This is a genomic window from Streptomyces sp. NPDC024687 (assembly GCF_055559055.1).
Genome location: NZ_JBVHLJ010000003.1, coordinates 183,625 through 196,204, shown reverse-complemented (window position 1 = coordinate 196,204; position 12,580 = coordinate 183,625). Strand labels below are relative to the sequence as shown.

Annotated in this window: 12 protein-coding genes; 9 read left to right on the top strand and 3 right to left on the bottom strand. The window is 70.7% G+C overall.

What is annotated here, in order from left to right; genetic code table 11:
- Window positions 1-90 precede the first annotated feature (90 nt).
- The 4 genes from ACZ39I_RS12725 to ACZ39I_RS12710 all read left to right on the top strand — a co-directional run bounded on the left by ACZ39I_RS12725 (window position 91) and on the right by ACZ39I_RS12710 (window position 2,780).
- Window positions 91-1,683: an acyl-CoA carboxylase subunit beta gene (locus ACZ39I_RS12725; protein ID WP_451472443.1), complete on the top strand. Its 1,593-nt coding sequence runs from the start codon at window positions 91-93 to the stop codon at window positions 1,681-1,683.
- A 17-nt stretch (window positions 1,684-1,700) separates the two neighbouring features.
- On the top strand, window positions 1,701-1,910 hold the full coding sequence (locus tag ACZ39I_RS12720; protein ID WP_352389016.1) for an acyl-CoA carboxylase subunit epsilon: 210 nt from the start codon (window positions 1,701-1,703) through the stop codon (window positions 1,908-1,910).
- Window positions 1,911-2,012: 102 nt separating this feature from the next.
- A complete protein-coding gene (gene mmpB, locus ACZ39I_RS12715; protein WP_352389017.1) occupies window positions 2,013-2,141 on the top strand; it encodes a morphogenic membrane protein MmpB in 129 nt (42 codons plus the stop codon).
- An 18-nt stretch (window positions 2,142-2,159) separates the two neighbouring features.
- Window positions 2,160-2,780, top strand: a complete 621-nt coding sequence (locus ACZ39I_RS12710; protein ID WP_352389018.1) for a nucleoside triphosphate pyrophosphatase — start codon at window positions 2,160-2,162, stop codon at window positions 2,778-2,780.
- Here ACZ39I_RS12710 and ACZ39I_RS12705 read toward each other — a convergent pair.
- On the bottom strand, window positions 2,749-3,210 hold the full coding sequence (locus ACZ39I_RS12705) for a hypothetical protein (RefSeq protein WP_352389019.1): 462 nt from the start codon (window positions 3,208-3,210) through the stop codon (window positions 2,749-2,751). The two genes, ACZ39I_RS12710 and ACZ39I_RS12705, sit on opposite strands and share 32 nt — an antisense overlap.
- A gap of 364 nt (window positions 3,211-3,574) precedes the next feature.
- Here ACZ39I_RS12705 and ACZ39I_RS12700 point away from each other — a divergent pair, with 364 nt between their 5' ends.
- Complete coding sequence (locus ACZ39I_RS12700) at window positions 3,575-5,347, top strand: acetyl/propionyl/methylcrotonyl-CoA carboxylase subunit alpha (protein ID WP_467244514.1); 1,773 nt, start codon at window positions 3,575-3,577, stop codon at window positions 5,345-5,347.
- 471 nt (window positions 5,348-5,818) lie between these two features.
- On the opposite strand, the gene ACZ39I_RS12695 is transcribed toward ACZ39I_RS12700, so the two are convergent.
- Together ACZ39I_RS12695 and ACZ39I_RS12690 are read right to left on the bottom strand one after the other, a co-directional pair.
- Window positions 5,819-6,781, bottom strand: coding sequence for a DeoR/GlpR family DNA-binding transcription regulator (locus tag ACZ39I_RS12695; protein WP_467244513.1), 963 nt, complete (start codon window positions 6,779-6,781; stop codon window positions 5,819-5,821).
- A gap of 166 nt (window positions 6,782-6,947) precedes the next feature.
- Entirely contained in the window at window positions 6,948-8,396 is a 1,449-nt protein-coding gene (locus ACZ39I_RS12690) for an NAD(P)H-quinone dehydrogenase (RefSeq protein ID WP_467244512.1), read from the bottom strand.
- A gap of 323 nt (window positions 8,397-8,719) precedes the next feature.
- Here ACZ39I_RS12690 and ACZ39I_RS12685 point away from each other — a divergent pair, with 323 nt between their 5' ends.
- From ACZ39I_RS12685 to ACZ39I_RS12670, 4 genes are all read left to right on the top strand, one after another.
- Window positions 8,720-9,136, top strand: coding sequence for a hypothetical protein (locus tag ACZ39I_RS12685; protein ID WP_467244511.1), 417 nt, complete (start codon window positions 8,720-8,722; stop codon window positions 9,134-9,136).
- Entirely contained in the window at window positions 9,091-9,528 is a 438-nt protein-coding gene (locus tag ACZ39I_RS12680) for a gamma-glutamylcyclotransferase family protein (protein WP_467244510.1), read from the top strand. Before ACZ39I_RS12685 ends, ACZ39I_RS12680 begins: the two co-directional genes overlap by 46 nt.
- Window positions 9,529-9,620: 92 nt before the next feature.
- On the top strand, window positions 9,621-10,445 hold the full coding sequence (locus tag ACZ39I_RS12675; protein WP_352389023.1) for a purine-nucleoside phosphorylase: 825 nt from the start codon (window positions 9,621-9,623) through the stop codon (window positions 10,443-10,445).
- A 402-nt stretch (window positions 10,446-10,847) separates the two neighbouring features.
- Complete coding sequence (locus tag ACZ39I_RS12670; RefSeq protein ID WP_467244509.1) at window positions 10,848-12,479, top strand: phospho-sugar mutase; 1,632 nt, start codon at window positions 10,848-10,850, stop codon at window positions 12,477-12,479.
- Window positions 12,480-12,580: the final 101 nt, after the last annotated feature.

Below are 12,580 nucleotides of genomic sequence, written 5' to 3'. Positions count from 1 at the left end.
GAAACGCCGCACTGCTGTTTCGTAGGGGCACCACTACTCTACGGATGAGTAACCGTCCCCCCTTTTGAGCAGGCAGGGAGCCACATCCCGATGTCCGAGCCGGAAGAGATCGACATCCACACCACCGCGGGCAAACTCGCGGATCTCCAGCGCCGCATCCAGGAGGCGACGCACGCCGGCTCCGAACGTGCCGTCGAGAAGCAGCACGCCAAGGGCAAGTTGACGGCCCGTGAGCGCATCGACCTGCTCCTCGACGAGGGCTCCTTCGTCGAGCTGGACGAGTTCGCCCGCCACCGCTCCACCAACTTCGGCCTGGAGAACAACCGCCCGTACGGCGACGGTGTCGTCACCGGGTACGGCACCGTCGACGGCCGCCCCGTCGCCGTGTTCTCCCAGGACTTCACCGTCTTCGGCGGCGCGCTGGGCGAGGTCTACGGCCAGAAGATCGTCAAGGTGATGGACTTCGCGCTGAAGACCGGCTGTCCGGTCATCGGCATCAACGACTCCGGCGGCGCCCGCATCCAGGAGGGTGTGGCCTCGCTGGGCGCGTACGGCGAGATCTTCCGCCGCAACACCCACGCGAGCGGTGTCATCCCGCAGATCAGCCTGGTCGTCGGTCCCTGCGCGGGCGGGGCCGTGTACTCCCCGGCGATCACCGACTTCACGGTGATGGTCGACCAGACCTCGCACATGTTCATCACCGGCCCCGACGTCATCAAGACGGTCACCGGTGAGGACGTCGGCTTCGAGGAGCTGGGCGGCGCCCGCACCCACAACGCGGTGTCCGGCGTGGCCCATCACATGGCCGGGGACGAGAAGGACGCCGTCGAGTACGTCAAGCAGCTGCTGTCGTACCTGCCGTCCAACAACCTGTCCGAGCCGCCGGTCTACCCGGAGGAGGCGGACCTCGCGATCACCGACGAGGACCGCGAGCTGGACACGCTCGTCCCGGACAGCGCGAACCAGCCGTACGACATGCACACGGTGATCGAGCACATCCTGGACGACGCCGAGTTCTTCGAGACGCAGCCGCTGTACGCGCCGAACATCCTCACCGGCTACGGCCGGGTCGAGGGCCACCCGGTCGGCATCGTCGCCAACCAGCCGATGCAGTTCGCCGGCTGCCTGGACATCACCGCGTCCGAGAAGGCGGCCCGCTTCGTCCGCACCTGCGACGCCTTCAACATCCCGGTGATCACCTTCGTGGACGTCCCCGGCTTCCTCCCGGGCGTCGGCCAGGAGCACGACGGCATCATCCGCCGCGGCGCCAAGCTCATCTACGCCTACGCGGAAGCGACCGTCCCGCTCATCACAGTGATCACCCGCAAGGCCTTCGGCGGCGCCTACGACGTCATGGGCTCCAAGCACCTCGGCGCGGACCTCAACCTGGCCTGGCCCACCGCGCAGATCGCCGTGATGGGCGCCCAGGGCGCGGTCAACATCCTGCACCGCCGCACGATCTCGGAGGCCGAGGCCGCCGGGGACGCGGAGGCGACCCGGGCCCGGCTGATCCAGGAGTACGAGGACGCCCTCCTCAACCCCTACATCGCGGCCGAGCGCGGCTACATCGACTCCGTGATCATGCCGTCGGACACCCGCCGCCATGTCGTCAGGGGCCTGCGCCAGCTCCGCACCAAGCGCGAGACCCTGCCTCCGAAGAAGCACGGCAACATTCCCCTCTAGCCCTGCCGGGAGCCGTCATGAACATCAAGGTCGTACGGGGAAACCCCACCCCGGAGGAGCTCGCCGCCGCCCTGGCGGTGGTCCGGGCCCGCGCCGCGGCGGCGACGGAGACGCCGTCGGGCGCGGAGGAGACCAGGGCCGCGTGGTCCGACCCGTCGAGGATCGCGGGCCGCCGCCTGCCCCAGCCGGGTCCGACGGCGTGGACCCGCACCTACTGGCCGTCCTAGAGGACGGGTGCGGCCGGTCCGGGTCCCCCGGACCGGCCGCAGCCCGGGAAGTTGAGTACGCGTACTCAGGCGCCTCCCGCGAAATCGCCGCACGCTGGAACCATGCTGTGGTCCGACCCCGAGAACGAACCGCCGAAGGAACTGCGCGACACGCAGGACATGCTTCGGCGACTGAGCGTCTTCCTGGCGCTGGCCATGGTGCTCGCGATGATCGTGATCGGGTTGCGCTGATCGGACTACGCTGACCGCATGACCGACCAGCCGCGCCGCCGACTCGTGCTCGCCTCCCAGTCACCCGCTCGTCTGAACCTGCTGCGGCAGGCCGGCCTCACCCCCGAGGTGCTCGTGAGCGGGGTCGACGAGGACGCCGTCTCCGCCCCCACCCCCGCCGAACTCGCCCTCGCCCTCGCCGAGGCGAAGGCCTCCGTCGTAGCCGCGAAGCCCGAGGTCAAGGGTGCGCTGGTGATCGGCTGCGACTCGGTGCTCGACCTGGACGGCGAGGCACTGGGCAAGCCTGCCGACGCCGAGGAGGCGACGGCCCGCTGGAAGGCCATGCGCGGGCGCGCGGGCACCCTCCAGACCGGCCACTGCGTCTACGACACGACGAGCGGCCGGTACGTCTCCGCGGTCGCCTCCACCGTCGTCCACTTCGGCGAGCCGACCGACGAGGAGATCGCCGCGTACGTCGCCTCCGGCGAACCCCTCTACGTCGCGGGGGCGTTCACGCTGGACGGCCGTTCGGCCCCGTTCATCGAGGGCATCGACGGCGACCACGGCAATGTGATCGGCCTCAGCCTGCCGCTGCTGCGCCGGCTGCTGGCCGAGCTGGGCGTCGGCATCACGGAGTTGTGGGCGCCGCCGGAGGCGTGAGCGGCTGCGTGTCGTGCGGCTCCGCCGCGGCCGGCTCCCGCCCTCCGTCGTAGGTCACCAGCACGAGCACGATCAGCCCGAGCATCACGAGCATGAAGAGGAACGACGACCAGCCGATCAGCGCCCAGGCGACCGCGGCCAGCAGGCCGTGCACCACGGCGGCGCTGATCAGCAGGATCCGGCCGAGCCCGGCGGGCTGCCGGTCGCGGACCGCCACCAGCAGGGCGACCAGCGCGCACAGTGCGAAGTAGAGGCCGAAGACGATCCCGCCGATCTTCGAGGACATCGACATCGCGTCCGGGTCCAGACCGGCCAGCGACATGTTCTGCGCGTCGACGAGCGTGCCCATGATCCAGTTGAGCGCCGCCACGCCGAGAGCCTCGGCGAGGAGGACCACCGCCACGACCCACGCCACCGGTCTGCGTATCACCCGGTCCCCACCCACTTTCGAGCCGCGCTCCTGATACCCGACGTACGTTCAATACAGCGCGAACGCTACTAACGGGTAAACCGTGGGACAAGGGTTGGGCCGGGGGCAAAGAATCATTGGGCCATTCGTAGGGACTCCACAAAGAATCGGAGTGGTCCGCAGCACGCTCTCACAGAGACCTTGACCACAGAGGAGGGCTAGGGTTTCCGGGAGGAGTCCTGCGTACCGAGGTGCGACAAGGGATTTCGCGGGTCGTGCATGCTCGTATCACGCTCCGTGTGGGGAAGGTCACCACAGGGGACGGGTCGAAGAGCCGTGTCGGCAGTCCCTAAACTCGGCTTGTTTCAAGGAGGGAGCCTCAATCGTGCGCAAGGTGCTCATCGCCAACCGTGGCGAAATCGCTGTCCGCGTTGCCCGGGCCTGCCGGGATGCCGGTATCGCGAGCGTGGCCGTGTACGCCGACCCGGACCGGGACGCTCTGCATGTCCGCGCCGCGGATGAGGCGTTCGCCCTGGGCGGTGACACCCCGGCCACCAGCTACCTGGACATCGGCAAGGTCCTGGGCGCCGCGCGGGAGTCGGGCGCGGACGCCATCCATCCGGGTTACGGCTTCCTCTCCGAGAACGCCGAGTTCGCGCAGGCGGTCCTGGACGCGGGCCTGATCTGGATCGGCCCGCCCCCGCAGGCCATCCGCGACCTGGGTGACAAGGTCGCCGCCCGGCACATCGCCCAGCGCGCCGGTGCCCCCCTGGTGGCCGGCACCTCCGACCCGGTCTCCGGTGCCGACGAGGTCGTGGCCTTCGCCGAGGAGCACGGCCTGCCGATCGCCATCAAGGCCGCCTTCGGCGGTGGCGGCCGCGGCCTGAAGGTCGCCCGCACCCTCGAAGAGGTCCCCGAGCTGTACGACTCCGCGGTGCGCGAGGCGGTGGCCGCCTTCGGCCGCGGCGAGTGCTTCGTCGAGCGGTACCTGGACCGGCCCCGGCACGTGGAGACCCAGTGCCTGGCCGACAAGCACGGCAACGTGGTCGTCGTCTCCACCCGTGACTGCTCCCTGCAGCGCCGCCACCAGAAGCTGGTCGAGGAGGCGCCGGCGCCCTTCCTGTCCGAGGAGCAGGTCGCCGAGCTGTACCGGGCCTCCAAGGCGATCCTGAAGGAGGCCGCCTACGAGGGCGCGGGCACCTGCGAGTTCCTCGTCGGCCAGGACGGCACCATCTCCTTCCTGGAGGTCAACACCCGTCTGCAGGTCGAGCACCCGGTCACCGAGGAGGTCGCCGGCATCGACCTGGTGCGCGAGATGTTCCGCATCGCCGACGGCGAGGAACTGGGCTACGGCGACCCCGAACTGCGCGGTCACTCCTTCGAGTTCCGCATCAACGGCGAGGACCCGGGCCGCAACTTCCTGCCCGCCCCCGGCACCGTCACCAGGTTCGAGGCACCCTCCGGTCCCGGCGTGCGCCTGGACGCGGGCGTGGAGTCCGGCTCGGTCATCGGCCCGGCCTGGGACTCCCTGCTGGCCAAGCTGATCGTCACCGGCGCCACCCGCGCACAGGCCCTGCAGCGCGCCGCCCGCGCCCTGGAGGAGTTCCAGGTCGAGGGCATGGCCACCGCCATCCCCTTCCACCGCAAGGTGGTCACCGACCCGGCGTTCGCCCCCGAGCTCACCGGCAGCGAGGACCCCTTCACGGTCCACACCCGCTGGATCGAGACCGAGTTCGTCAACGACATCAAGCCCTTCGCGGCCCCGGCCGACACCGACGCCGAGGACGACATCGACCGCGAGACGATCGTCGTCGAGGTCGGCGGCAAGCGCCTGGAGGTCTCCCTGCCCTCCTCCCTGGGCATGTCCCTGGCCCGCACCGGCCTCGCGGCGGGCGCCAAGCCCAAGCGCCGGGCGGCCAAGAAGTCCGGTCCGGTGGCCTCCGGTGACACCCTCGCCTCCCCGATGCAGGGCACGATCGTCAAGATCGCCGTCGAGGAGGGCCAGGAGGTCAAGGAGGGCGACCTGATCGTCGTCCTCGAAGCGATGAAGATGGAGCAGCCGCTCAACGCGCACAAGGCCGGCACCGTCAAGGGCCTGTCCGCGGAGGTCGGGACCTCGATCACCTCGGGCTCCGCGATCTGCGAGATCAAGGACTGAGCAGCCGTACGACTCCCGAGGCGCCCCGCGAACCGAAGCAGTCGGTCCGCGGGGCGCCTCGCTTCCCCGTCCCCCGAGACGGTGGTACGACATGGCCCCCGACGGACCGGAACGGGCCGCCACAGGCATTCAGGGGCGCGGGACTGTGTCCATATGCGGCTCCGCCGCGTGGGCGCACAACGCCCGCCCCCACCGAACCCGCACGGCACCCACCCCGCTCAGCCGCCGGGCCCGCCCCTCAAGCCGCCTCAGCGGCGCCGTAGATCCGCCACCTGAGCCCGCTCCGCACCCGCAGTCGGGTCGCTGAGGGCCGTGGCCGTTCGCAGGCCGGCATCCGGGGGCGCGGGACTGTGTCCATATGCGGCTCCGCCGCGTGGGCGCACAACACCCGCCCCCACCGAACCCGCACGGCACCCACCCACACAGCCGCCGCAGGCCACGGCCCCGTCCCTCAAGCCGCCCCGAAACGCCTCAGCGGCGCCGTAGATCCGCCACCCGGGCCCGCTCCGCGCCCGAGGTCGGGTCGCTCAGGGCCGTGGCCGTTCGGAGGCCGGGGCCCGTCGACGGGAGCTGGCCGCGGCGGGGGCCCGGTACGGGCACGTCCCGGCGCTGTTGCTGCCGCGCCGGGACCTGATCACCCCCCGGTGCTCCCGACGCGCCGGCCACGGCGATCTGCACCCCCTGGTCGGCGAGTGCCTGGAGTTCCGTGCCGGCCCGGTCGTCGTGGGCCGGGGGCTCGTCCGTGACCAGGCGGGTGATGATGTCCGTGGGCACGGTCTGGAACATGGTGTCGGTGCCGAGCTTGGTGTGGTCGGCGAGGACCACGACCTCCGCCGCGGCCTGCACCAGCGCCCGGTCCACGGACGCGGAGAGCATGTTGGACGTGGAAAGACCGCGCTCGGCGGTGAGCCCGCTCCCGGAGAGGAAGGCGCGCGAGACCCTGAGTCCCTGGAGCGACTGTTCCGCCCCCGAACCCACCAGGGCGTAATTGGAACCGCGCAGGGTGCCGCCGGTCATCACGACCTCCACCCGGTTGGCGTGGGCCAATGCCTGGGCCACCAGGAGGGAATTGGTCACCACCGTCAGCCCGGGAACCCGGGCGAGCCGGCGGGCCAGTTCCTGTGTGGTGGTTCCCGCCCCCACCACAATGGCCTCGCCTTCTTCGACGAGACCCGCGGCGAGATCGGCGATGGCCGTCTTCTCGGCGGTCGCGAGATGCGATTTCTGCGGAAAGCCGGACTCTCGCGTGAACCCGCCCGGCAATACCGCACCGCCATGCCGGCGGTCGAGGAGTCCTTCTGCCTCCAGTGCGCGCACGTCCCGCCGTACGGTCACTTCGGAGGTCTGGACGACGCGGGCGAGCTCACGGAGCGACACGGCCCCATTGGCTCGCACCATTTCGAGGATCAATTGGCGACGTTCTGCAGCGAACACGAAACTGACAGTAACCCCAACGACCGTCTGGTTTCAGCAGTATGCGCCGAATTACCGAAGTTGTTCGCACAGTAGGACGGGGAGTGGTATAGGGCCTAATCTCCCCGCCTATGCCGCACGAATGGTCGACGACTCCCTGTGACCAGGCAGGAATCGCTTTCGGCCGTCAGGCTCCCTCGGTCTCCTTGCGCGTGTGCAACTGCCGTGCCACCTCGGCGATCGACCCGGAAAGGGAGGGGTAGACGGTGAACGCGTTCGCGATCTGCTCGACCGTCAGATTGTTGTCGACCGCGAGCGAGATGGGATGGATCAGTTCCGAGGCGCGCGGCGCGACGACGACACCGCCGACGACGATCCCGGTGCCCGGCCGGCAGAAGATCTTGACGAAGCCGTCGCGGATGCCCTGCATCTTGGCGCGCGGGTTGCGCAGCAGCGGCAGCTTCACGGACCGGGCGTCGATCTTGCCGCTGTCCACGTCGGACTGCGAGTACCCGACCGTGGCGATCTCGGGGTCGGTGAAGACGTTCGACGAGACCGTCTTCAGGTTCAGCGGGGCCACCGCGTCGCCGAGGAAGTGGTACATGGCGATACGGCCCTGCATGGCGGCGACGGAGGCCAGCGCGAACACTCCGGTCACGTCACCGGCGGCATACACACCCGGAGCGGTCGTCCTGGACACCTTGTCGGTCCAGATGTGCCCGGACTCGCGCAGCTTGACGCCCGCTTCCTCGAGGCCCATCCCGGCGCTGTTGGGAATGGCACCGACGGCCATCAGACAGTGCGAGCCGGTGATGACCCGGCCGTCCGCCAGCGTGACCTCGACCCGGTCCCCGACCCGCTTGGCGGACTGGGCACGGGAGCGCGCCATGACGTTCATGCCCCGACGGCGGAAGACGTCCTCGAGCACCGCGGCCGCGTCCGGGTCCTCACCCGGCAGCACGCGGTCCCGCGACGACACGAGCGTGACCTTCGACCCGAGCGCCTGGTAGGCCCCGGCGAACTCGGCACCGGTGACACCGGACCCGACCACGATGAGCTCTTCCGGCAGCTCGTCGAGGTCGTAGACCTGGGTCCAGTTGAGAATGCGCTCGCCGTCGGGCTGGGCGTCGGGCAGCTCACGGGGATGCCCACCCGTGGCGATCAGCACGGCGTCCGCGACGAGCGTCTCCTCGCTCCCGTCCACGGCCCGCACCACGACCTTGCGCGACCCGTCGAGGGCCTGCATGCCCTCCAGACGGCCACGCCCGCGCAGCACCCGGGCCCCGGCACGCGTCACGGAGGCCGTGATGTCGTGCGACTGGGCAAGGGCGAGCCGCTTCACACGCCGGTTGACCTTGCCGAGGTCGACGCCCACCACCCGGGCGGCCTGCTCCAGAGGTGGGGTGTCATCGGCGACGATGATCCCCAACTCCTCGTACGACGAATCGAAGGTCGTCATGACCTCGGCCGTAGCGATAAGGGTCTTCGACGGCACGCAGTCGGTCAGCACCGACGCTCCGCCCAGACCGTCGCAGTCGACGACGGTCACCTCCGCGCCGAGCTGGGCGGCCACCAGGGCCGCCTCGTATCCGCCGGGTCCGCCACCGATGATCACGATCCGAGTCACGTACTCCATTGTCCCGTACGACGCGGGGTGCCACGGCCTGGGGGGCACCCCGAGACGCCACTGTTACGGGAGAGACACCGGGGAAGGCTTACCTGTTGCCTTCGGCATCCGTAGGTATGCATCGCCCGCCGGTGTCGTGTTGTGCGTGTGGGACCCGGTCTCGACGTCGCATGAGAGTGCGTGGATCGAATGCGTGACCTTTTCGCGTGAGTGTCGTTGATCGGATGACAGCACCACGGGCAGGAAAGGGGGGACCGGTGAGTCGGAAGCTGCCGTTGGGCGAGGGCGAAACGGCCCGGACCGCCTGTGCCCGTGGACTGCTGCGTACAGGCGTGGTGGAGAAGAAGGGCGAGGTGTTACCGGCCGCTGTACTGGCTCAGCGGGTCGGCTGGGCCGCCGATCTGGTGTCCGGCATGGCCGCCGAACTGCTGGCCGAGCACTGGAATGCCGCCGATGTACAGAAGCTGGCCTCGGGTGAGGATGCGGGCGGGCGGAAGCTGCCGTCGAACGCGTGGATGGCGCTGCGCAGGCTGGGCTGGACGGCCGCCCCGGCCCGGGGTGTGAGGGTCAACGACCGGATCGTACGCATGGCCCAGGAGCAAGCCGGGCGCGCTCTGCGCTCGGTCCACTGGCGGGCCGAGCTGACTTCCGCTGTCCTTCGCGATCACCAAACTGATCAGAGACGCTGCCGTACCCTCGACCCATGTCGCTCTACGCCGCCTATGCCGGCAACCTCGACGCGCGGCTGATGACCCGCCGCGCCCCGCACTCGCCGATGCACGCCACGGGGTGGCTGAACGGGTGGCGGCTGACCTTCGGGGGCGAGCACATGGGCTGGGAGGGCGCCCTGGCGACGATCGTCGAGGACCCCCTCTCCCAGGTGTTCGTAGCGCTCTACGAGATCGCCCCCGCCGACGACGAGTCGATGGACCGCTGGGAAGGCGTGGGCCTGGACATCTACCGCCGCACACGCATGCGGGTCCACACCCTGGAGGGTGAGGAGCACGCCTGGACGTACGTCCTGAACGGCTACGAGGGCGGTCTGCCCTCCGCCCGCTACCTCGGCGAGATCGCGGACGCGGCGGAGTCCGCGGGCGCGCCCCACGACTACGTCATGGAACTCCGCAAGCGCCCCTGCTGAGTGCCGTTGGTCGGAAACGACAAGACAACGATCGCCATCCCGTCAGCTCCGTCATCTACGCGCGTAGGCCGAGACCGGCTACCCTCATCCGCGTGAACGCATCTCTTCTTCCGGACGACATCCAGGGCGACCCCCACACCGCCGCCGACGCCGCCGCCGCGCGCCTGCGCGAACTGACCGGCGCCGAGACCCACGACGTCGCCCTCGTGATGGGCTCCGGCTGGGCACCGGCGGTGGACGCCCTCGGTGCCCCCGACGCCGAGTTCCAGGTCACCGAGCTGCCCGGTTTCCCGCCGCCGGCGGTGGAGGGACACGGCGGCAAGATCCGCTCGTACCAGATCGGTGAGAAGCGGGCCCTGGTCTTCCTCGGCCGCACCCACTACTACGAGGGCCGCGGGGTGGCCGCCGTCGCGCACGGCGTCCGTACCGCGGTGGCCGCCGGCTGCAAGACCATTGTGTTGACGAACGGCTGCGGCGGCCTCCGCGAGGGCATGCGCCCCGGCCAGCCGGTCCTGATCAGCGACCACCTCAACCTCACGGCGACCTCCCCGATCATCGGCGCCAACTTCGTCGACCTGACCGACCTGTACTCCCCCCGCCTGCGCGCCCTGTGCAAGGAGATCGACCCGACCCTGGAGGAGGGCGTCTACGCCCAGTTCCCGGGCCCGCACTACGAGACCCCGGCCGAGATCCGCATGGCCCGCGTCATCGGCGCGGACCTGGTGGGCATGTCGACGGTCCTGGAAGCGATCGCCGCGCGCGAGGCGGGTGCGGAAGTCTTGGGCATCTCCCTGGTGACGAACCTCGCCGCTGGCATGACGGGCGAGCCGCTGAACCACGAGGAGGTCCTCCAGGCGGGCCGCGACAGCGCGACACGGATGGGTTCCCTGCTGGCGCAGGTGCTCGGACGGCTCTGACGCTGTAGGGGGTGCCGCGTGTTGTCGTCGGGCGGCTGCGGGCCGGTGGGGGCTGATCGCGCAGTTCCCCGCGCCCCTGGGTGGGACTCGTGCACCCGCGTACGGCGGCGAGGGGACGGGGTGGGGGGTGTCCGCCCGCAGCAGCCGGCGTCCGGCACCGAGCACCGCCAAAGCAGCCGAGCCGCCGGACCGAGGACGGACACCCCCCACCCCGGCACCGACCCACCCACCGAACCGCACGCGCTACACCCGCCCCCGCCGGACCGCAACGGGCCGCCGCAGGCATCCAGGGGCGCGGGACTGTGTCCATATGCGGCTCCGCCGCGTGGGCGCACAACGCCCGCCCCCACCGGCCCGCACCCGAAACCGCGCACCGACCCACAACGAGAGGCTGACGCAACCGTGCACGACGATCTCATCGCCCGGGCCCGCACCTGGCTCGCCGAGGACCCCGACCCGGACACCCGCGACGAGCTCGCGGGGCTCATCGAGGCCGGAGACGTCACCGAACTCACCGCCCGTTTCAGCGGCACCCTCCAGTTCGGCACCGCCGGCCTCCGCGGCGAACTCGGCGCGGGCCCCATGCGCATGAACCGCGCGGTCGTCATCCGGGCCGCCGCCGGCCTCGCCGCGTACCTCAAGAAGCACGGCAGCACCGACGGCCTCGTCGTCATCGGCTACGACGCCCGCCACAAGTCGGAGGACTTCGCGCGGGACACCGCCGCCGTGATGACCGGCGCCGGACTGAACGCGGCGGTCCTGCCCCGCCCCCTCCCCACCCCCGTCCTCGCGTTCGCGATAAGGCACCTCGGCGCCGTGGCCGGCGTGGAGGTCACCGCCAGCCACAACCCGCCCCGCGACAACGGCTACAAGGTCTACCTCGGCGACGGCTCCCAGATCGTCCCGCCCGCCGACGCCGAGATCGCCGCGGAGATCGACGCGATCGCCTCCCTCGACGACGTCCCGCGTCCCGACACCGGCTGGGAGACCCTCGACGACAGCGTCCTCGACGCCTACCTCGCCCGTACGGACGCCGTACTCGCCGAGAACTCCCCCCGCACCGCCCGCACCGTCTACACCGCGATGCACGGCGTCGGCAAGGACACCCTCCTCGCCGCCTTCGCCCGCGCCGGCTTCCCCGCCCCGGACCTCGTCGCGGAACAGGCCGAACCGGACCCCAACTTCCCGACCGTCGCCTTCCCCAACCCGGAGGAACCGGGCGCGATGGACCTGGCCTTCGCGAAGGCCGGGGAGACGAACCCGGACCTGATCATCGCGAACGACCCCGACGCGGACCGCTGCGCGGTGGCGGTCGAGGAGAACGGCACCTGGCGCATGCTGAGGGGCGACGAGGTGGGCGCCCTCCTCGCCGCCCACCTGGTGACCCGCGGAGCGCGGGGCACCTTCGCCGAGTCGATCGTCTCCTCCTCCCTCCTCGGCAGGATCGCCGAGAAGGCGGGCCTGCCCTACGAGGAGACCCTCACCGGCTTCAAGTGGATCGCCCGCGTGGAGGGCCTGCGCTACGGCTACGAAGAGGCGCTCGGCTACTGCGTGGACCCCGAGGGCGTACGGGACAAGGACGGCATCACCGCGGCCCTCCTCATCACGGAGCTCGCCTCCGAGCTGAAGGAACAGGGCCGCACGCTCCTCGACCTCCTCGACGACCTCGCCGTGACACACGGCCTGCACGCCACGGACCAGCTCTCCGTCCGGGTGGAGGACCTGTCGGTCATCGCCCGGGCGATGGAGCAGCTCCGCGAGCACCCGCCGACCGAACTCGCGGGCCTGCCCATCACCAAGGCGGAGGACCTCACCGAGGGCACCGACAAGCTCCCGCCCACCGACGGCCTGCGCTACACCCTCACCGGCGCCCGGGTCGTCGTCCGCCCGAGCGGCACCGAGCCGAAGCTGAAGTGCTACCTGGAAGTGGTCGTCCCGGTCCCCGCACACGCCGACCTGCCGGCGGCCCGCACCAGGGCGACGGACCTCCTGACCGCCATCAAGCGAGACCTGTCAGCGGCAGCCGGCATCTGACCCCGTCCCCGTTCCCCGCGTCCCTCAGGGGCGCGGGGCTGTGACATCAGCGGCTCCGCCGCGGGGCGCGACCAGCCACCACGGGCCCGCAGCCGCCCGAC

What these genes read in the sequence shown, in the direction of transcription:
- ACZ39I_RS12725 (WP_451472443.1), top strand. Translation starts at nt 91, where the DNA reads ATGTCCGAGCCGGAAGAGATCGACATCCACACCACCGCGGGCAAACTC.
- ACZ39I_RS12720 (WP_352389016.1), top strand. Translation starts at nt 1,701, where the DNA reads ATGAACATCAAGGTCGTACGGGGAAACCCCACCCCGGAGGAGCTCGCC.
- mmpB (WP_352389017.1), top strand. Translation starts at nt 2,013, where the DNA reads ATGCTGTGGTCCGACCCCGAGAACGAACCGCCGAAGGAACTGCGCGAC.
- ACZ39I_RS12710 (WP_352389018.1), top strand. Translation starts at nt 2,160, where the DNA reads ATGACCGACCAGCCGCGCCGCCGACTCGTGCTCGCCTCCCAGTCACCC.
- ACZ39I_RS12690 (WP_467244512.1), bottom strand. Translation starts at nt 8,396, where the DNA reads ATGGAGTACGTGACTCGGATCGTGATCATCGGTGGCGGACCCGGCGGA.
- ACZ39I_RS12680 (WP_467244510.1), top strand. Translation starts at nt 9,091, where the DNA reads ATGTCGCTCTACGCCGCCTATGCCGGCAACCTCGACGCGCGGCTGATG.